General features: G+C 41.8%; 15 protein-coding genes. 4 read left to right on the forward strand and 11 right to left on the reverse strand.

Features of this window, described 5'->3' with window-relative positions:
• Positions 1 to 214 precede the first annotated feature (214 nt).
• The gene (locus ACU1JV_RS09030; protein WP_264216723.1) at positions 215 to 922 is read right to left on the reverse strand and encodes a hypothetical protein; all 708 of its coding nucleotides are present in this window, start codon (positions 920 to 922) and stop codon (positions 215 to 217) included.
• Positions 923 to 1,035: 113 nt separating this feature from the next.
• Positions 1,036 to 1,992: a hypothetical protein gene (locus ACU1JV_RS09035; RefSeq protein ID WP_264216724.1), complete on the reverse strand. Its 957-nt coding sequence runs from the start codon at positions 1,990 to 1,992 to the stop codon at positions 1,036 to 1,038.
• A gap of 529 nt (positions 1,993 to 2,521) precedes the next feature.
• Between ACU1JV_RS09035 and ACU1JV_RS09040 the strand changes: the two genes are divergently transcribed.
• Positions 2,522 to 2,728, forward strand: coding sequence for a DUF3953 domain-containing protein (locus tag ACU1JV_RS09040; RefSeq protein WP_446724543.1), 207 nt, complete (start codon positions 2,522 to 2,524; stop codon positions 2,726 to 2,728).
• A 124-nt stretch (positions 2,729 to 2,852) separates the two neighbouring features.
• Here ACU1JV_RS09040 and ACU1JV_RS09045 read toward each other — a convergent pair whose 3' ends face one another.
• On the reverse strand, positions 2,853 to 4,235 hold the full coding sequence (locus ACU1JV_RS09045) for an amino acid permease (protein ID WP_025677367.1): 1,383 nt from the start codon (positions 4,233 to 4,235) through the stop codon (positions 2,853 to 2,855).
• Positions 4,236 to 4,722: 487 nt separating this feature from the next.
• Here ACU1JV_RS09045 and ACU1JV_RS09050 point away from each other — a divergent pair, with 487 nt between their 5' ends.
• A complete protein-coding gene (locus tag ACU1JV_RS09050; RefSeq protein ID WP_064962559.1) occupies positions 4,723 to 5,487 on the forward strand; it encodes an SDR family oxidoreductase in 765 nt (254 codons plus the stop codon).
• Between the two features lie 109 nt (positions 5,488 to 5,596).
• On the opposite strand, the gene ACU1JV_RS09055 is transcribed toward ACU1JV_RS09050, so the two are convergent.
• Positions 5,597 to 7,075, reverse strand: coding sequence for a protein adenylyltransferase SelO (locus ACU1JV_RS09055; protein WP_413985612.1), 1,479 nt, complete (start codon positions 7,073 to 7,075; stop codon positions 5,597 to 5,599).
• A 108-nt stretch (positions 7,076 to 7,183) separates the two neighbouring features.
• Positions 7,184 to 7,633, reverse strand: coding sequence for a VOC family protein (locus ACU1JV_RS09060; protein ID WP_413985611.1), 450 nt, complete (start codon positions 7,631 to 7,633; stop codon positions 7,184 to 7,186).
• A 124-nt stretch (positions 7,634 to 7,757) separates the two neighbouring features.
• Between ACU1JV_RS09060 and ACU1JV_RS09065 the strand changes: the two genes are divergently transcribed.
• The gene (locus ACU1JV_RS09065; protein ID WP_413985610.1) at positions 7,758 to 8,696 is read left to right on the forward strand and encodes a helix-turn-helix transcriptional regulator; all 939 of its coding nucleotides are present in this window, start codon (positions 7,758 to 7,760) and stop codon (positions 8,694 to 8,696) included.
• A gap of 90 nt (positions 8,697 to 8,786) precedes the next feature.
• On the opposite strand, the gene ACU1JV_RS09070 is transcribed toward ACU1JV_RS09065, so the two are convergent.
• The 3 genes from ACU1JV_RS09070 to ACU1JV_RS09080 all read right to left on the reverse strand — a co-directional run bounded on the left by ACU1JV_RS09070 (position 8,787) and on the right by ACU1JV_RS09080 (position 12,515).
• The gene (locus tag ACU1JV_RS09070; protein WP_225683773.1) at positions 8,787 to 9,158 is read right to left on the reverse strand and encodes a hypothetical protein; all 372 of its coding nucleotides are present in this window, start codon (positions 9,156 to 9,158) and stop codon (positions 8,787 to 8,789) included.
• A 150-nt stretch (positions 9,159 to 9,308) separates the two neighbouring features.
• Positions 9,309 to 11,483 (reverse strand): 1,3-beta-galactosyl-N-acetylhexosamine phosphorylase, encoded by a 2,175-nt coding sequence (gene gnpA / locus ACU1JV_RS09075; RefSeq protein ID WP_413985609.1) that lies wholly within the window; start codon positions 11,481 to 11,483, stop codon positions 9,309 to 9,311.
• A 12-nt stretch (positions 11,484 to 11,495) separates the two neighbouring features.
• Positions 11,496 to 12,515, reverse strand: coding sequence for a glycoside hydrolase family 88/105 protein (locus tag ACU1JV_RS09080; RefSeq protein ID WP_413987547.1), 1,020 nt, complete (start codon positions 12,513 to 12,515; stop codon positions 11,496 to 11,498).
• Positions 12,516 to 12,744: 229 nt separating this feature from the next.
• Between ACU1JV_RS09080 and ACU1JV_RS09085 the strand changes: the two genes are divergently transcribed.
• Complete coding sequence (locus tag ACU1JV_RS09085) at positions 12,745 to 13,686, forward strand: AraC family transcriptional regulator (RefSeq protein WP_413985608.1); 942 nt, start codon at positions 12,745 to 12,747, stop codon at positions 13,684 to 13,686.
• Between the two features lie 142 nt (positions 13,687 to 13,828).
• Here the strand turns inward: ACU1JV_RS09085 and ACU1JV_RS09090 are convergent, their stop codons facing one another.
• The 3 genes from ACU1JV_RS09090 to ACU1JV_RS09100 are packed head-to-tail and all read right to left on the reverse strand — an operon-like array spanning position 13,829 to position 19,550.
• Complete coding sequence (locus tag ACU1JV_RS09090) at positions 13,829 to 14,911, reverse strand: endonuclease NucS domain-containing protein (RefSeq protein ID WP_413985607.1); 1,083 nt, start codon at positions 14,909 to 14,911, stop codon at positions 13,829 to 13,831.
• A 30-nt stretch (positions 14,912 to 14,941) separates the two neighbouring features.
• Entirely contained in the window at positions 14,942 to 17,353 is a 2,412-nt protein-coding gene (locus tag ACU1JV_RS09095; RefSeq protein WP_413985606.1) for a DUF2357 domain-containing protein, read from the reverse strand.
• A complete protein-coding gene (locus ACU1JV_RS09100) occupies positions 17,325 to 19,550 on the reverse strand; it encodes an MrcB family domain-containing protein (protein ID WP_413985605.1) in 2,226 nt (741 codons plus the stop codon). Before ACU1JV_RS09100 ends, ACU1JV_RS09095 begins: the two co-directional genes overlap by 29 nt.
• Between the last annotated feature and the right edge of the window lie 317 nt (positions 19,551 to 19,867).

The raw sequence follows: 19,867 nt of genomic DNA on the forward strand, positions 1-19,867 counted from the left end.
TGTCCTGCTCATTCAGCATGTTTTTTTAAGCCGTAATTCCCTATCACTAAACAATGGTTTTCATTGGTAATTAAATATTTATCACCTTTGGGTTATCATTTTATTCATGTATACAAACAAAAAAAGAGATGACACCTGTATCCGCATTCGTCTGAATACAAAATGTTATCTCATTTTTTGTGTAAGATGCACTTATTAAATTCTGTCTTCTCTTTTAATCCTTTTTCAACTCAGAGCCCTTATAAATATAAAAGTAGCCCTTTAAAGATCCGTTTTGTGGATAAGCAGCAGGATCTTTGTCTTTTATTTGAGCTACCCACTCTCGGTTTATAAGCGTAGAGGGGCCTTCCTCAACTAGTGCTTCAGCAGACATTCCAGTGATTGGTTTTGCTGCGCTGGACCAGAATGCAACTAAGTATACATCGTCAGCATTAAAATGATAGCGTCCTTCACTTGGAGTTCCCTCATAAAACAGCTCAGCCAACGAAGCTGCCTCAGATCCTCTCATAAAAATTCGAATCTCATCGGTTCCGTTCCATGTATGAGAAATTCCGTCTTTTGGATTAACATATTCTACAGTTTCTGGCTCCTTGTCGGTATTAAAATCAACAACTGCATATTTATAAACCTCATCCGTTACACTCTTGGTTGCAAATTCAGTTGTTTTCTCTGTTCGGTAGCCACTGAACTTTCCATACACATTCGGGGTTTTGCTAATCGCTGCAAAGGCCTTTTCCTGATCCATAAATCCAGCTCTACCAGCTACCGGTGTCAGCCTGTAGGTCTTGATTTCAGTCCCCTTGTACTGATCCCAAGAGTATTCGTAATAATATTTTGCATAAGATATTCCACTGTTCCACCCTACGGATACCAGCATGATAATACCTATCATGAATACTACTGGCCATTTTTTCAACATCATACCCACAACCTCTTTTCTTCAAGTACAATCAAATCATCATTAGAATTATAGCTTTTCAATAATTCTACTAACAGTTAAATATTAGAAGGAATTGTGGATAAATTATGTCTTTTCTATTTTTCTGTCTTCTGCGGATCAGTTGCTGCTTTGAGACGTTTTTCCATTTCCGTAGACACCATAATGTTCAACAACCCCATGAGATTATTGGTCTCGTTTCTTGCTTTTTGATAGGCGGCAGCAAAGGCCTTTTCATTCGCCGCAGGGTTTTTAATATCACTCAGTTTCTTCCACTCTGGTTTAACTTGTTGATCATACATATTGTACAAACTAATGTCTGTGGGCGTCTGTGCAACAGGTATCATAGACTCAAATTTCGAAGCAACCTTAAAGAAGCCCAGCGTATTTTGGACTGATGGAGTAGAGTAATCATGCGTCTTCATCGCTTCTTCTAAAATAAGAAGTCCCTCGCGTGACAGGTAGAGCATTTTGATGAGCCCTCTTTCTGTATTAGAAGTTTCCTCCCATTTCTTGTAGGTCTCTCCCGGAGCAACTCCCTCTGTAAAATAAGTATAAGCCTCATGAATAAACTCATCCGTATTCGGGTGAATTGGCTTTTCTGTATATAAATTGACAACAGAGTCGCTGTAATTTGCGATGTTGATATGTTTTCCGGTTGGATCGGAAACCCGCCGAATGGGATGGTTTGGCACCCGTACCAGCCCATAACGATCTGCAAAGGAAAGGAGCTGCTCTTGTGTTGTATTTAGTCCTATTTGGCCTGCTTGCTGGTCTGGTTTCGTTGCTTCTTTAGCCATGTCTGCATACGTTTTTGTGTTGGTCTCAGCTTTTGCCGCTTTGTCCACTGTACTGCTCGCAGTAGCTTCCGCACTCGCTTGTCCCGCAACATCACGATCCACTTTGGGTGTCTGTGTAGCTGTGGCAACTGTAGACGTAGTCGCTCCAGTTGTAGCCTCGCCTTCATTTTGTTTCTTAGAGTCACCGCATGCTGCCAGCATAGCAGATAAACTCATGACAGCAGTCATCAAAATAATGTACTTTTTCACCTTCATCTGATGTTTTCCTCATTTCTTGGTGTATCATTCTGTCATCCATACCTACGATAGACTAAGCTTCACATGTATCCTCGTAGGCCAATGGTATCTTCAATAATATGGAATTCATCTTATCAGAAATAAAAATGAGGGAATACTGGACCATCCTCCTGATTACGCTTGGTTTATTTTATAGTAATACGTTGTTTTCTGAACTAAAGACGTGATTATCACGCTGAAAATGGGCAAATTTCCTGTTGACTTTTAGAATACTGCGATCCTCGGTACTACTCCTGCACGCTTATAATTTCTAACCCGAAAGCGAAAAACGAAGCTCATGACCTAGGAACTTCACACTCATCCGAATGGTCCTTGTTTTATCTTGCAACATTCCGCCTACTCCTTTTTTTCTATTTATTTGAAGTCCCACGGTCTGACCTTTAGAATAGATAATACAATTGGCGTTATTTAAGGAAGGGTGAACTTATCTATGTTCAAGAAAATGGATATCTACCGAATTCTCACTGTAATATTTGCTGTAATTGCTATGGGTTCGTCCCTTTTATCCCTCGCATACCCGGATACTTATAAGCACGCATACACCATCGCACAATTTTTTATAGGACTTGTGTTTTTATTGTCCGGCATTTCAGAATTTAAGGCTCATCGTAAGAGTATGGCAATAATGAACTTCTCCGTTTCCCTTCTCACTTTCTTTGTATTTATATTCACCCTTGTAGTGCGAACAGGTTAGCCACACACTTTTTCACCTCACTTACAGCCTTTCCATTGCTCTATTCCTCTTCATATAAAAAGAAAAGCCGAGCGCAACTCAGGTAATCTGAATTACGCTCGGCAAATACTACATCTTGAGCAGCCTATTCGTTTTTTTCTAACTCTTCAATTCTCTGCCGCTTTCCTATACCAAAGATAAAATATCCAACAACGACGATCGCCATGAATGTTGCCCCGACAATCAACGATAAGCGTGTGTCCGGGTTAAACCACATTCCAACAATTACGAGCAACAGAAAAATAATCGTAATGTAATTACTAATCGGGAAAAACCGAGACTTAAAGTTATGACCTTCCATTTCGTTTTTCCACTTTTTCCGGAATTTAAATTGACTAATGGCTAATGCAAACCAGGGTACCATACCTGGGAGAACACTGGCGCTGTAAATATACAGAAATAGTTTGGAATCAGGCATTAAGTAGTTAAATAATACCCCTACCAGCAGCAAGGAAATGGTCGTTATTATACTATTTCTAGGGACGCCGCTTGCCGAAACTTTTCCGAAGAACTTAGGAGCTTGTCCATTCTTAGCCAATGTATATAACATTCTGCCCGCACTATAAATACCACTGTTGCAACCTGACATCGCAGCTGTGAGTACAACAAAGTTAATAATACCCGCAGCAGCCACAATTCCTACCTTGGCAAAAGTCAGAACAAACGGGCTGCCAATCTCGCCAATTTGGTTCCAAGGATAAATCGTAACAATGACAAAGATTGCCCCTACGTAAAAAATCAGAATACGCCAGATGATGTTTTTAATGGCTTTTCGCAGGGTCATTTTCGGATTTTCTGCTTCACCCGCTGTAATGCCCACCATCTCAATCCCCTGATAAGCCGCCGTTACAATACAGAGTGCAAATAGGAACCCTTTTAGCCCTCCTGCAAAAAAACCACCATGGCTGACTAGATTGGATAGACCTATCGGCTGTCCGCCGTTACCGAGGCCAAAAAAGATAATCCCCGTACCAACCACTAGCATGAAGATAATAGCGATAATCTTAATCATCGCAAACCAGAATTCAAATTCTCCATAAAATTTCACAGCCGCCAAATTGGCCAGCGCAATAATAATTACACCTGCCAAAGCCGGCAACCATTGCGGGATATCCGGGAACCAGTAGCCCACATATACCCCAATCGCAGTGACCTCCGCCATCCCTACAGTAACCCATAAGAACCAATAGCTCCAAGCGGTCAAGAAACCAGCCAAAGGGCTGATGTATTTATGAGCAAAGGTAGCAAATGAGCCCGTCACCGGTTCAAGAATCAGCATTTCCCCCATGATCCGCATGACAAAAAACATAATAATCCCAGCTAAGAGATAAGCCAACAGCACCGAAGGACCTGCCCATTTTATCGTACTTGCCGATCCCATAAACAAGCCAACGCCAATCGTGCCCCCAAGCGCAATCAACTCAACGTGTCGTGGCTTCAGCCCTCTCGTTAATTGTTTCGATTCCAAAAGAACGCTCCCCTTCGTATATGTTCGTCATCAAATGCTAATGATCCGGAAAACTGCCCCCAAACATTATTAATTTTCAGACTGACGTGGTTGATCGAACGACTACACAGTAGTTCCACGATTCGTAAATATACAAAGAAACCACGTCCTATTTACCGTCTAAAACCTTACTGTTTCTAAGACCGAGTCCGTAGCATTAGATGCATTGTATGACAAAAAACGTCTAAATACAACTGCTAATTAGCAGACATTTTTAGACATGAAATGGAAAGGAAGGAGATTCATTTTTCTGAACATTGGTCAATTCAATGTAATGCATTAGAGCGTTAAACATGCATATTTTTTCAATGATAAATATCACGATATTAAGCTTATTTAAAAGCTGTATCCCTACAGTGCAAAACATGAACTCCGAATGAAAGAGCAACATTTCAAACATTACCTTGTGCTATAACTATGCATGAATTCCAAACAAGGAGATGAAGACATGAGTAAGTTAAAAGGTCAAATCGCTTTAGTAACAGGTGCAAGTCGAGGAATCGGTCGTGGCATTGCATTACGTCTGGCTCGGGAGGGGGCCATTGTCGCAGTGCATTACAGAAGAAGGCATAAAGAAGCAGATGAGGTGGTTCATCAAATTGAGCAACTTGGAGGGGCTGCATTTACGATCGGTGCTGATTTCAGTGCCCTGAACGGCGTTTATGATTTATATGCGAAATTGGATAAAGCGCTTCGGGAACGTACAGGCGATAATCGGTTTGATATTCTCGTCAATAACGCTGGAATGGGTCAAATTGTCCCCCTAGAAGAGACAACAGAAGAATCTTTTGACGAAGTCATGAACATGAATGTCAAAGCACCTCTTTTTGTTACCCAGCAAGCTTTGCCGCGTCTAAAAAATGGAGGCCGCATTATCAATCTCTCATCGTTTGTTACACGCGTGGCCTCCCCTAGTGTTTTCGCATATAGCATGTCAAAGGGGGCAATCGACACACTGACACGCGTTTTGGCTCATCAACTTGGGAGCCGTCATATTACAGTCAACGCCATCCAACCTGGCATTATCAATACAGAGATGAATAGCGGAACATTACAAGATCCCAACGGGCAGAAATTTGCCGCTGGCCTTTCGACGTTTAAACGCTGGGGCGAGCCTGAGGATGTTGCAGATATAGCTGCCTTTCTTGCCTCATCGGATAGCCGTTGGATCACTGGTCAATTGATTGATGCAAGTGGTGGATCTCATCTGTAAATGAACAGGTTCAAAATAAAAGCAAAATGCGTTGGTGAGAGAAAGTCGTTCTTCTCCACCAACGCATGAAATAGATTATCAGCCAGTTGTTCAACATGACTACTACAGATCAGGTACCACAGAAGGTTCGGTAAGGACAAGTGGGTTCCTCAGGCAATGTAGAGTAAACTTCCTGTTCAGTAGAATAAGCATAAGGGTCCGAAAAAACTTCAAGAAGTTTCTCCATCACACGGTAATCTTCTCGTTCCACCGCAGCTTCCAGTGCTTCTTCTACCCGATGGTTGCGCGGGATGATTGCAGGATTGCTGCTGCGCATCAACTGATGCGAGGAGGCTTCGGATTCCTGTTGTCTGTCCAGCCTCGCCTGCCACTGCTTGTTCCACTGGGTAAAATCCGCAGTGCTGAACAAATCCGCATCCTCCAGTTTGTTTAAAGTTAGAGCACGGAAGGTATTGGTGTAGTCCGCGCGATGCTTCTGCATGATTTTAAGAAGATCCTCAATCAGGGATTCATCTTGCGGCTCTTCGTTAAAGATCCCCAATTTGGCCCGCATTCCCGTAAGCCAATGATGGCGAAACATGTTTGCAAAATCTGAAATTGCATCCTCGGCCAGTTGGACAGCCTGCTCTCTGTTGTCATGTAGCAGCGGCAAGAGGGTCTCTGCAAATCTCGCGAGATTCCACGCAGCAATATGCGGCTGATTGACATAAGCATAGCGGCCCTGCATGTCGATGGAACTGAACACCGTCTCAGGATTATAGGTATCCATAAAGGCGCAAGGACCATAATCAATGGTTTCTCCGCTAAGGGTCATATTGTCGGTGTTCATCACTCCATGAATAAAACCCACTAGCTGCCATTGGGCGATCAGCTTCGCCTGACGCTTAATCACTTCCTGAAGCAGTGAAAGGTAACGGTTTTCGTCATTGGCAACTTCCGGATAGTGTCGTTCCAATGTGTAATCAGCCAGAGTACGCAGATCTTGGGACGTGCCCCATGCTGAGACATATTGAAAGGTGCCGACACGAAGATGACTGGCAGCCACACGAGTCAGAATGGCGCCGGGCTGCTCAGTTTCCCGGATGATCGCCTCACCTGTAGTTACCACCGCCAAGCTGCGGGTGGTAGCGATACCTAGCGCATGCATCGCTTCGCTGATGATGTATTCGCGGAGCATCGGCCCAAGCGCCGCTCGGCCATCACCACGACGAGAGTACGGCGTTCTGCCTGAGCCCTTAAGCTGAATATCAACCCGTTTACCCAAGGGAGTGATCTGCTCGCCGAGCAGTAGAGCACGACCGTCTCCTAGCATGTTAAAATGCCCGAATTGATGTCCTGCGTAAGCTTGAGCAAGAGGCGTAGCACCTTCGGGAACCTGATTGCCGGCCAACATTGCTACGCCATCATCTTTTTGCAGCGCATTTTCGTTCAACCCCAGTGAGACTGCCAACGGATGATTTAAAATGATCAGCTTTGGTGAACGGACAGGATTTGGATTGAGCTTCGTAAACATGGATTCCGGCAGACGAGAATAACTGTTGTCGAAGTTCCATCCTATTTTGTCTGCTATTTCTTTTTTCTCCGTCATAGTGTCTCCTTTTCTGCTATGGTATCTTGGATTTTCCGTTTTAGTTTTTACTTCTATCCATTTATTATCCACTTTTCACCATGCTGTTGTGCTTTTTAACCTACTTTTTTATTGTAACCGATGATCAAACATGAATTGTATTTGGATACCGAATGGATCTTCAATAATACCATAGGCTTGGCTAAACACGTTACTTGATAAAGGTACAATGATTTTCACTCGATCATCTGTTATTAGACTATGATAAAAATGTTCAATTTCTTCTCTGTCAGCACTTTGAATACATAATGAAGTGTTATTCCCTACGATATATTCCTCATTGGGATTCATGGGTTCTTCTGCTATCATAACCTTTGTTCTTCCGATCGATAAGACAGAATGAGAAATATAATCTTTATTTTCAGCAGTAAGCTGTATTGAGCTGTCACGTTTGGCCATGTCTTGATAAGTAACGAGAAATCGTTCCTCGGCGTTAAAATGTTTTTTGTAAAAAGCTATAGCTTCCTTTGCTTTTCCGTTCATGGATAAGAAAATAGCTATTTCCAGTGTTGTACTCATGGGTTCGATCTCCTTTTATATCATGCTTTTAGGTAGATATCTTATAGATTTGATATATCACCTTGAACCTATTATCATATGTAAAGATATCAAAACATGACACCTTTTATAAGGAGATTTATGTATGAAGAAATCCGAAAGATTAAATGACATGATCAGGTACTTAAACAGTCGAGAGTACTTTAATTTAAATGATCTCATGGATAAATACCATATTTCAAAAAGTACGGCCTTACGTGATATTAGTTCATTAGAACAATTAGGTATGCCTATTTATTCGGAACATGGCCGACATGGACGATATGGTATCTTAAAAAATAGACTGTTATCCCCTATTATTTTTACGCTGGATGAAGTGTATGCTCTGTACTTTGCAATGTTGACGTTAGAAGCTTATCAATCTACACCATTTCATTTAAGTGTTAATAAACTCAATGAAAAGTTTGAACACTGTCTTTCTAAAATTCAAATAAACCAGATTCATAAAATGAAAAAGGTTCTACAATTTGAAATATATCAGCATAATCATGTTAGTCGCTATTTGGACAAAATTCTAACCAGTATTCTTAATGAGACGTATTGTAAGGTTCAATATTCAAAAAATAACCAGAACAAAAGTTACCATGTTCAATTTTTCAAAATTTCCGCTAAGTTTGGCCAATGGTACGCTACTGGAATAGAGTTAAATACGAATAAGTATAGGGTTTTCCGATGTGATCGAATCACCTTGGTAGAAGAGGAGGAAATCAATTCTCACTTTTCTATAGACGAACTTCTTAGCCGTTCATTAGAGATGTATCAAACTGAGAAGAGTATCGACTTTGAAGTAGAGATTGTAGAACAAGCCAAGGATATTTTTTATAAAGAACATTATCCCTCTATGAAAATACAGCAGGGTCATAAAACAGTCATCAAAGGATTCTATAATCCTGGAGAGGAGGAGTTTATCGCTCATTATTTTATGAGATATGGTCATTATGTACGATCAGTAAAGCCTGAATCTTTAAAACAAATTATAAAGGAGAGAGTTGAGCACCTCTTAAACCACTATCAAAAATTATAAGATCATCGAAGATTTGTTCAAAATTTTTTCTACATTTAGCAAGAAAAAGAAGCCTCAAGCTCCTTTTCCCTGCTAACGATGACATTGGAATTATGGCTTCCGTTTGGCGATAACAGCATAGGATACCGTTCTTGTGAATCCACTTGGATTCCATGCAGTAAATACCCATCTGTCTTCGGCTGCGGAATAATTATTGAGAAGAAAACCTTGTTCATTTCCAGAGAAAGTCCATGAGCCGCTAATCAGGTTGTAGTCGTTACCGTTAATCGTAGTGCTTCTAAAGCTATTGGGAGAAAGAGTGACCGGAGCGAAAGTGAAACGTGCGAATCCATCTCCAAGTTGAGTTACACGAATGGCTTTTCTAACATTCATAACCACATGGCTTCTTTTTTTCAGTTTTTTTCCCAATTTTGCTTCCGCTTTTCTAATTTTCACTAAAGTTGCCTTTCGCAAAAAAATCATCTCCTTCATTGTTATACTTATAGTTAATGAAGGACTAAATGCTTTTGAATGGACAAAATCCCCGGTAAATTGGCTGGATTTTTTGGAGATGTTGAAACAAAAAGCCCTTCCTTAAAAAAAGGAGGGCTTGATACCGCTACTTCTTATTTCCTATACCGATTTTGTTAAGCCGATATGGGTTATCATGGTGTCATATGGCTCTAATTCCATGGTTTGTTTGCCATAGTCCGTTTCAATCGTTGTTCTTTGCAGTTGATCACTATTGTTAATAACAACCAACATTTTACTTTCTGGATAATAAGCACACTCCGTGTATAGGTTATCCGTAATGTACTTCGTTTCATTTAACTCATTGTCCGCAAAACGGATTATATTCAGCAGCAGTCTTGTGTTTTCCCAGCTGAATTCGAATGAAGGAAGGTAAATTCCCTTTCCTTTACCGAAGGCATGAGTGGATAGTGTTATCATTCCATTCGTTTCACCCGCTATTGCAGCTGACCCATCCGTAAGATAAATCCTATTCTTTGGCGTTATACTTGCCCCTTCAGGAACCAAACCATGCTCATCCCTAACCTCATATGTCCATCTTCCATGACCTACCCTGGAGCCTGTATCCTCATCCAAACCGAGAACATGTGCCATTCTAAAAAAGCTGTCGTGACCTTCTACCGCCGAAGGCTGATTGATGCCAATAAAGGTACCACCTTCATAAACCCATTGGGTCAGTAAGTCCACACACTGGTTGTCATTCCAGTGCTTTCCGCCACTCCATGCTGTACCAGCAGAGCCCGCATTAATCACTACATCACAATCCTGTAGTATTCCCTGACGGATATCGTCAAAATCAATGAACTCAACTTCAACCGGCAATCCGGATAAAGCCTCATTGATATGAATCAAATCATGCATATACGTTTCGTGGAAATGGCCAGACAAGGTCCACGATCTCAATTTTCCCCAGCTATGCAAAATAGCTACTTTCGTCTTCATGTGATAGGGTTTGCCTTCATAATGCAGTTCTTTGATTTCTCTGAACTCATTGGCAATCTTTTCGATGTAATCGCAAAAATCCGGGTAAGGCTCTACAAGATGCAAATATCCACCCAGTCCAATTCGGTCAATAGGCTCCCTCAACAGTGCGCGCCGGATATTAATCCAATACTTTTTGGCATCCAGCGTGGGGTCGCCCCCCTCCATAAAGGTAGGAAGTCCGCCTAAGCCAACCGGAAATAAGTATGGATGCAGCCGAATCTCATGCGTATTCACTTTTACACCTGAACACAGCCTCGCCTCATAGCCTGAGAACACACATTTAATCAACCCGTCAAATCCAAACTCTTGAAAACGGTCATTATAAGGCTCCATCCCAACCCAACTGTCATCATAAAACACGTAGGCCAGCTTGTCGTGCCTATGCACAATATCAATTAATTTCTTGCCAAATTCGATTACAAAATCATTGATAAATGCCATCCAGTCCAGCTTGCGTTGCTCAGCCGGGATATGTGTGACGCGGTACTTCCCGCCATTCACAAAATCCTCGGCAGTCATCGAATACCCATATCTCTTGGCAAATAGATCAAGCGCTCTTGAGCTTACCGTAAAATCGTATGACCCCCAATCCGAGAACAGATGGCGATTGCGCTCATTGCTGCCCCAAATCCAGGCGAAGTTATAAAATAAGGAGGTAAACCGGACAACCGTGGTTTCCTTATGATGAAGACACCAATCCTCCATCCAATCCAGCAGATACTGTTGCGTTTCTGTATACATGGGATCAATCTGCATTAAATGCTCTTTGTCCCAATGATTCGTGGTGTGATTGTACATGGAAATCTCTTCCCAGATCCGGTAGACCATGAAGCTTACCGTGTATTTATGCCAAGGAGCAATTCCGGTAATGACCACATTTCCGGATTCCCTTTCATAATTCCATTGTTCTCTTGGAACTTCTTCCCCGGTCGTTCTGTCAAAAACCTGCCAGTAGTTAAGCGCCTGTTTAGAATCATTCACTTTGAATTGTTCAACAAAAAAATCCTCCATCAGATAGATGGATACATAATCCTGTACAGCTACCTTCGGATTCGTAATTAAAAAACACTGTTGCAGCTTATCCAGGTTGCGGGACGCCCACTCGTTATGATCTCTGATGATACAGATTGTAGAATAAATGCCGTATCCAGCGTTTATAATCTCATCGGACAACTGCGTGCCGTCACTGTCACGGATGACATCAGCGCCCCATCGTTCAGCTAATTTCAGGGTCAGCGCCTCATAACCAGATTCTCCTGGTAGCGTAAAGGCCCCCGTTGTTTGTTTAGACAACTTCGATCCCTCCTAATTCAACATATCGGATAGAAAAGCCAACGCTAAGCCTTGTCCCCAGCCCTGAATCCAGTCTTTTGGAATATTGCGATACCCTTCACGATCTTTCATAACCGCCGTGCCGCCCGATACACCCAATACCCGTCCGTCTTCGCTAATATGGTTCAAGATGCCCTCCAATGCCTTTTGCACGCATTTGGTATGCAGCGGATTGCCGTTATTGATCATGGCCGCCGCAATACCGCAAGATGCAGATACTTCTTCATAGGACTCCTCGTCATCCAGTACCGTCCGCCACAAGCCATTCTCTGTTTGAACACCCTTCAATGCAGCCAGTTGATCCCGAAGGGAACATTCCACGTCCATACACGGCGGATACAAATACCAGTCTTTCAAATGAATTTTGACTTGCGACATGGTATATGCTCCCCAAGCATTCGCTCTTCCCCAGAAAAAGCCGGACATGTGATCCTGTTTGACATTATTGTAGCCATGGTACCAGAAGCCGCTACTAGGGTCTTGCAGGTATTTGATATGCCAGTAATATTGATTTAAGGCATCCTGGATCATTTTCTCGTCCTTTAATTTGGTTCCTACACGCAGCAGAAAGAATGCCGCCATAAACAACGTGTCTGCCCATGCCTGTTCTGGAAAATCATTAGCAACGGATACCGTATGCTGCAGAACATGGTCTCCGAACCTGAGAGCATGGTTTTGGATGTAATCCACCTTACTCATCACAATATCCCAATATTTCTGGTCCCCTGTTTCTTCATACAATGTGATCAGCATATGGCCCATGGCACATGTGTTTACCGTCCAGTGCGGCAGACCCAGCTCGATGTATTCATCTGCCCACTGGGCAAGCATATTTAGATACTCTTTATTCCCTGTTTTCGTATAGGCTCTGGATACACCATAATAAGCCACACCGCAGGGCCAATCCCACGTTAAATCCATCGCCATGGTTTTTCTGACGACTTTGTCGATAACTTTTAATATTTCTTCCTTGTCATAAGTTAATTGAAGCATCATTATTCCCCTCTCATTAGCGCACACGCCCCCAAAGGCGCTTGAGAGCTGTTCGTCACTATTTTGGAAACGCTTTACTTATTCCATTGTACGCAGTAAAATAGTCTCAATCTAAGCACATTCGCAACAAAACTGCGCAATTCCAATCATTTATATGTATACCTGCTGGCTAAACTTGACATAGCGTTCACCTAGAATCAACTCAAATCCAAGTGTGGGAGTATCGAATATGCCCAGAAAAAAGAAGCCCATTATAGAATACCGACATTACAGCTTGCCTATAAACTTCCCTGTCTTGCTGTTAAGCGGTGAACGTTGGAAGATTTCAGATATTAAAAGTGAGCATCTCCATTTTCATAACCATTTGGAGATTGGTATTTGCTATTCGGATAGCGGCTTCATGGAGATCAAAGGAGAATCTGTCCCCTTCAAATCCGGGGATGTAACTTTCATTCCCAGGTATCTTCCTCATACCACGTACAGTTCGCCAAATACAGCCAGCCTTTGGTCTTATATCTTTTTTTCGCCAGAGGATCTTTTTCAACATACTTTTAAAAGCGCTTACAGCAACTTTGAGCCCAATTTGTGGGTCGTAAAGGGAATAAACTGCATATTGAACAAGGAGCAGCATCCCAAGGTGTATACACTTGCGACTTCGATCGTAGAGGAATTACAACAACAGAATCCTTACTATCAGGAAAGCGCCTACGGCTTATTGCTATCCCTTTATATAGAACTTCTCAGAATTCACTCCAGGAATGAATCATTGAAAGATGCAGAAACAGTACATAGCCGGAAAAGCGATTTTGCCATTTCTCCGGCTTTGGAATACATCACTAAAAATTATATGACACCTGTTAACATTGATTTTTTGGCTGATCTATGCCATTTAAGTACAACTCATTTTCGCCGAAAATTTCATGAGATTATGGGAACGTCGCCTCTTGATTTCCTAAACAGCACCCGAATCGAAGAGGCCTGCAAGCAGTTAAAAAGTACAGATAACTCCATTCTTTCCATCTCCGAGCAAGTCGGTTATCGTTCCATTTCCAGCTTCAATCGATGCTTCTCCAAGCTTATGGGAGAGCCGCCTAAAGAATGGCGTAAAGGAGCGCAATCCGAAGCACAATCCGCGAAAGCGTCTATACTGGAGTTTACGGGGTGGGTTTAATTTTACCAAACTGAATCCAGCAGCGCGTCCACTTCCAGCTAATATCATAGTGGGTGACGTAGGACATTGCGGCAACTAGGAAAGACCCTTGAATAATAATAACTAATCAATTCCATTTTTAATGAAAGAGACATATTTACTATCAGTTCTCTTCCTCCAGTCGAAAATGCTCCGTAAGGCGTTCAATCGTAAACTGGTTTCTCAATTTACAGGCAGAATGCTGATTCGCAAACATCCCTTTCTCCCAGATCGCCTCCTGTTTAGAAACAGTCTTAACCCATTCCACTCGTACAACGTATTCGCATAAGTCGGGGTCATCGATATCTGTATCCATCTTTACATGTATATCAGCATCAAGCAGTGGTATATTTACTCCATTTATCATCACTTGAAACTCCTTGATGGGTACCACTTCCTCTTGCACGATTCCGACACCAACATACCCCACCTTAGGAATACATGCAAAAATCCTGGCACCTGGCTTTAGAAGATTCAGCGATCTGCTGTACCATTTTCCTTGGCCAGCCGAAATAAAACCGTATCGTCTGCAATCCTCCCAGTTCCGATAATCTCCGTCTCCCAAAGAGATATAAAAATCTTTCCCGTTCCATGGAGCCTTTCCTGTTTTATTCGTCGTCACATTAGATGTTTTAACCTCAACTTTGTGGGGATCAATGAGCCAGTTTCTGGCCAGATATTCATTATCTCCGTCTTTAAAATAATGAAAAAAGAGTGCATTAATCGGGACACCGAAGTTCGTTAAGTAGTTAATGATCCGTTCTGTTGCTGGATCCAGTTCTGCTGACACGATAATCAATTGATGGAGTTCGTTCAAAGTTTCAGGTAGGTCGGTTTGAAAATAGTCTACAAAATCTTGCTCCAATTGCTTTCCCGGATTTCTCTCACTATAGATCTCAATGATATCCGTATAATTCAACTGTTGAACCCACGAGGCATAATCCAGTGTCTGTGCAACTACTTCTCGTGGCGTTTTATTACGTTTTAATTCGATAATGACTAGATTCCCTTCCGAGTTCATTGCAAGGATATCAATGAATTTACCAAAGGCTGTATTGATCTGTCTCCCAATTAACAATAACGAAGGATCGATGATGCTAATATCATGTGTGATAACATCTTCGAGCTTACGTTCGGTCTCCATACTAGAAAAATGAATTTTCTCGACAGCTCCATTAATCTTCCAGATTCCTAGTTCGATCGGCATTCCAGTTCTCTCCTTTTTTGCATGCTTTCCTCACTCCTTAAGTCGGACCCCCAACACCTTACTAGCCAAGTCTACCTGCTCATGATTCAAATCCACTTTAACTGTACCTAAACGTCTCTGCTCGCGCCACTGCACCAGGTCCTCTTCTGTTTCCAATTTGAGTTCAGCAATCTCCGCTGCACGGTCAAACATATACTTCGATGTATACAGCACCGTATAAATTCCTCGTCCACCAGAAACAATCGGCTTGTCCCTCTTCATCCATTTCTCCACCGTAAATTTCACATATAGTTTATCTTCCGTACCTCGCCTGTAAGGACGTTCAGTGATTTCTTTACGCCGCATTACCTTCCAGTCAACCACTTTCCCATACCAGTGAATCCCGGTTTCGCCTGTGGATAAAAACTTACTTCGTGATTGATAAAGAGCAACATATTTTATCTGTGTTAATATTTTGTGGTCAGAGATATTTTCCAAGGGCATATGGTAAAATCCGTGCTTTAATGCTAAATCTAACTGCACCTTTTCCCGCAACGAACCAACCATAACATTTTTGCCGCTCATTCTATTCTGATAATAACTCTTCGTCCCCCGCGGCCGGGTAGAACGCTCATAGGCTTTCTCAGGACTATCCATGATAATCTCATCCAAGAAAGCTTCCATCAGCTTTGTTGAGTTCGGTAAAAATGGAAATGCCCCAACATTAATTAACTCAATGCTTTTGTAAAATTTATGTTTTTGAAACCGCTCCTCATCATGATATGGGAACAACACATAAGCACCAAACATGCTTCGTTCCAGCTCCCGGTTATGTGCATCTGTGTACACTATAGCATCCCGATAGCGATGCATCGTGTTGATGTCATCTTCCTCAGGACCCGGCATCTTGTAATTTCTGAAATACGACGTCCCCTCATACCCAGGATTCAAGCGATATTTGGCATCAAAGATATACTTATATTCCACTGCAGCTTCATTTTTCTTCAGTGTAAGAACATTGTCCGGCTGTTGCCCCAGTGTTTCGCTATGATCGCCTTTAGGTAATGTATTGTAGTAAAGGGTGAATACCTCCCCATTGACCGGGTTTCGATATACCATCTTGGCTTTCTGTGTTTTATCTAGGGTTACAAACAAGCCCCTGCGATCACCCCTAATCATATCTTGGGTGAGAAGCTCATACTTCCGGCTAAGAAGATCATGGATTTTAAGAAAACACCAATATTCATATAGCTGTGCTAAGTCCTTCATGGAAATACGGAAGAGGTCATTTTGAATGGACAAGCCTTTCATAAGCATCAAATAATTTCGGTACACTTCCCGATACCCCGGTGCCATTTGTAACACCAAAGAGATCGACAATTGCCTCATTTCACCAACCTTTAGAAAATCCAGGTTCAATAGACGCTTTATTTGTGTTTGCATAAATTCCAACCGCTTCGCTAGCAAGGGATCTTGTAAGCGACCCTTTTTCATCAATCGTGCTTTTATATCCTTCAACTTGCTCGAAATACGGAGCAGCACCCAACGTACAAAGCGATTCTCCATCGTGTTGTAGCTAATTTGCCGTTTCGTCTCCAATACATGACTTGGGTAATAGCCTTGGTTGTTTAACAGTACAAAGCCAAGCCTCTCATCCGACACTAACAGATGGGGACGTTTAGTTATAAAAGGAACGTTCTCTTTGCCCCCCCTCTTCGCTCGAGCAGCTTCTACAATTCGCTCCTCTTTCACTAGCTTAGTATGCGGAGAAGCCTTAATCCGCTCCACAGCTTGAACAAGCTGGTTGAACACATGCTGAAGGATGGTAAAAAACTCAGTTAGACTTTGATTACGTGTCTCTTTTAGACCCGTCAGATTGTAGGTTTTTCGTAAAAAGTCAAAGGATAGATTATAAATCTGCTGGTTCACATCTTTCAGGATCATTTGGTAATCACTTTTGTAATCCATCTTTGCTGGAAATATCTCGAGCTGAAGCTGACAAATCGGCTGCCCATTATATCTTAGCTCCAAATCGGATAGTCCGACTTCATTTTGAAAGTTCAGAATACCGGATAAAATAGTTTTACCCAGGGGCTTAATCGCTTGACGTAAGTTTACATTCTCATGGTGAAAGGTTAACGCTATATCCTGCTTTTTCTCAATAATTAGCTCATAAGGCTGCGTTTCGAAAAAGATCGGGTAGCTTGGGTCACCTGTTTGCCATGGTGACAATTCGCCTAATTGAGGAGTAAATACAGATACCTTTTCAATAGATAGAACCGCGGACAGAGTAGACACCTGCAATGAGGTATCCACCCATTTCCCTTCCTCGGTGCGGTGAAGCTGTAAAAACTCCACGGTCGGATGAAACGGCTTGCCTTGAATATATAAATTAAACAGATTCGTCTCGACACGAAGAAGCTCAACACTCTGACTAAGAGAGCCAATATGAGGTAAATCCATCTTCATCCAACCTCCGTAACATGAAGGCAATTTTTCTAGCAGTTTGAGGATGCTTTGCATCTTCTTCTCCTTGACTGGAGCTCCATTTCTGATAGAGGCCTGAAGCATCTTCAATAAGATCATTTACTACTAAAGACTTCCCTAGCGCTCCTTGCATCAATTGCAGTAACACCCGTTTCACAGATAAGCTACTACCCTGGACACGCGGAAGTATTTTTTGAAGAAGCTGCAAATCAAATGCTTCATCCTCAGTAAGTAATTGAAACCGTTGATTATACACCAAATAAAAACAAATGGAGTCCCTAATCCGAAATCCGACCTGGGCATGAATCTCTTCTAGGATATGGTTGATCTTCACGAGTTTCTCTGTCGTTTTATGTACCAAATCACTATAATCCCTGTACACGTCCACTAACTGTAAATACTCGCTGCGTAAAAATTGATTTTCGGCCACTATCACTTCTTGTTGCTCTGTCCGATGATCGTTTGGATACTGCTGTAAATTAATGTAGTTAAATTCAATCGTATTGGCACGATCTAACACCTTTTTGCTAAAAGGATGCGTAGTCTCATCCATATTGACTGTTCCAATCAAATACATGTTATCTGGCAAATATAGACCCCCATAGATCGACTGATCCTCTGACCTTAAGGAATCTCGGTTAATTAACGGTGAAGTCACAATTCGATTGTTATTCCATTCTTGGGTTTCGATGATACTCAGCAAATCACTAAAATAATACTCTACCCTAGCCAAATTCATCTCATCCAGACATATAAAATAAGGCTTATGTCGGTTTTCTGGCTGTGAGGCTTCTACCAACACTTCCGCTAAACGGCCCGGACGAAAAACTCCTGATAAATCTTTGTAGCCCAAAAGATCAGACGGATCACTCCAATCCGGCCTTACTGGAATCAACGTGAATTGATGATTACTCCCAGTCGCACCAAGTGCCTCAGCAAATAGCTTAACAAGCTTCGTTTTGCCTGTACCCGATACTCCGGCTAGAATGACGAATGGTTTAGTCTTCAGAGATAAATACAGGTTCTCAATTAGCCCCGTTGGATAATGAAATCCTCTTTGCTCGATATAAGCTTTGATTTGCTCAACTCGCGGCGATACCGTTAATGGATCCAATGGCCCTAGCTCCTCATATTCGAAAATAGGCTCATTCTCTTCTACTGGCTCTTGTGTCAGGCTGTCCACGTAAAGCTTATAGTTATTCATTACATTTTCTAAATCGGCCAATAATTGCTCATCATTCGGAATAGAGCCCTGATCATAACGCATATAAGCCACCGTGGATACTTGATAATCGCGTCCTAAACCGCTTGTTGTCAGGTGGATGTTATCATCCTTTTGCATGCTTTCAAGTGGAAGCTGATCTCGCATTTCGGTGACCTTTTGCTCGAAATATTGGTAGGCCTCTTTCCTGCCCCATTCCTTGATAGGAAGGGTCACCCCTTGGGCTAAAGTCAGATAAACATTCCTCATATCCTCTGAAAATAAATAAACGATATACTGCCCTTGCTGTGTTGTTCCTGTAATTCGCTTATCCATGATAGCAATCCAGGGTATGTTAGCCCAGTTGCCCTGACCAATAGAGCCTTGGATTTTATAGTTATTATCAATAAAGGGCAGCTTCCTTAGTTGCTCCGGTATAGTTTGTCGAAACAGCACACCTAAGGGATGATTAGCAAAAGTTTGTGTTTTGGCGTGTAGGTAACTATTTAAAATTTCAGTTAAAGTATTTTGCAGTGAAAAGGCGGCTCCTATCTCGTTAGATGTCAGTTGATTATTGTAGCTATCTAACTCATTTTGCGCATATGCTTTTAATTCCTGAATTACATTGTCATTAAGCTCATTCGTAATGAATGACTTAAAAGTAATGGCTTGCTGATCGTTGTTGAATTCAAGTATCGATGATAACGCATCTATCGGTGTTTTAAGCAGTGTCTTCGTCTGAGCTAACGTATAATCATTCCAGTTTGAAGCTTCTCTCTGCGGCGGGGCATCCACTGGATTCTCTGGACTGCTATGATGTCGGTAATAAGCCAAAAAACGCTCAGCAATTTTGTTGAGCGGAAATACTAGATTGTGGTTCTCTTCATATTCGTTGATGAGGGACAGGATCAGAACCATCTTATAAGACTTTTGTTTATTTCGGAAAATGTTAGAAAGTTCGTTGGGTAACATGGTATTCCTCCAAGAATGTACATTGGCTATATTAGACATAGTTCGTGAAAAAGTAACTTTATCCTTTCTTTATCGGCATGATAGGGAAAACTTTAAATTCCAGATTAAAGAAGCATCTAAAAAGCAAGACCGTTCCTTTTATGCATATCCTTTGAAACATCTTTCGTATTCAGCACGGAAGAAGAACCACTTTTTGAATCTCACCGATTCATTTTTAAACTTTCATCCCATATTAAATATTGAAGTAATGAAGAAGAAAAAAACATACGGTCTCCCAACTTCCGGTCCATATATTTATGCATCCTTTCCCGTAGGAA

The sequence above is a fragment of the Paenibacillus sp. T2-29 genome, from assembly GCF_052921365.1.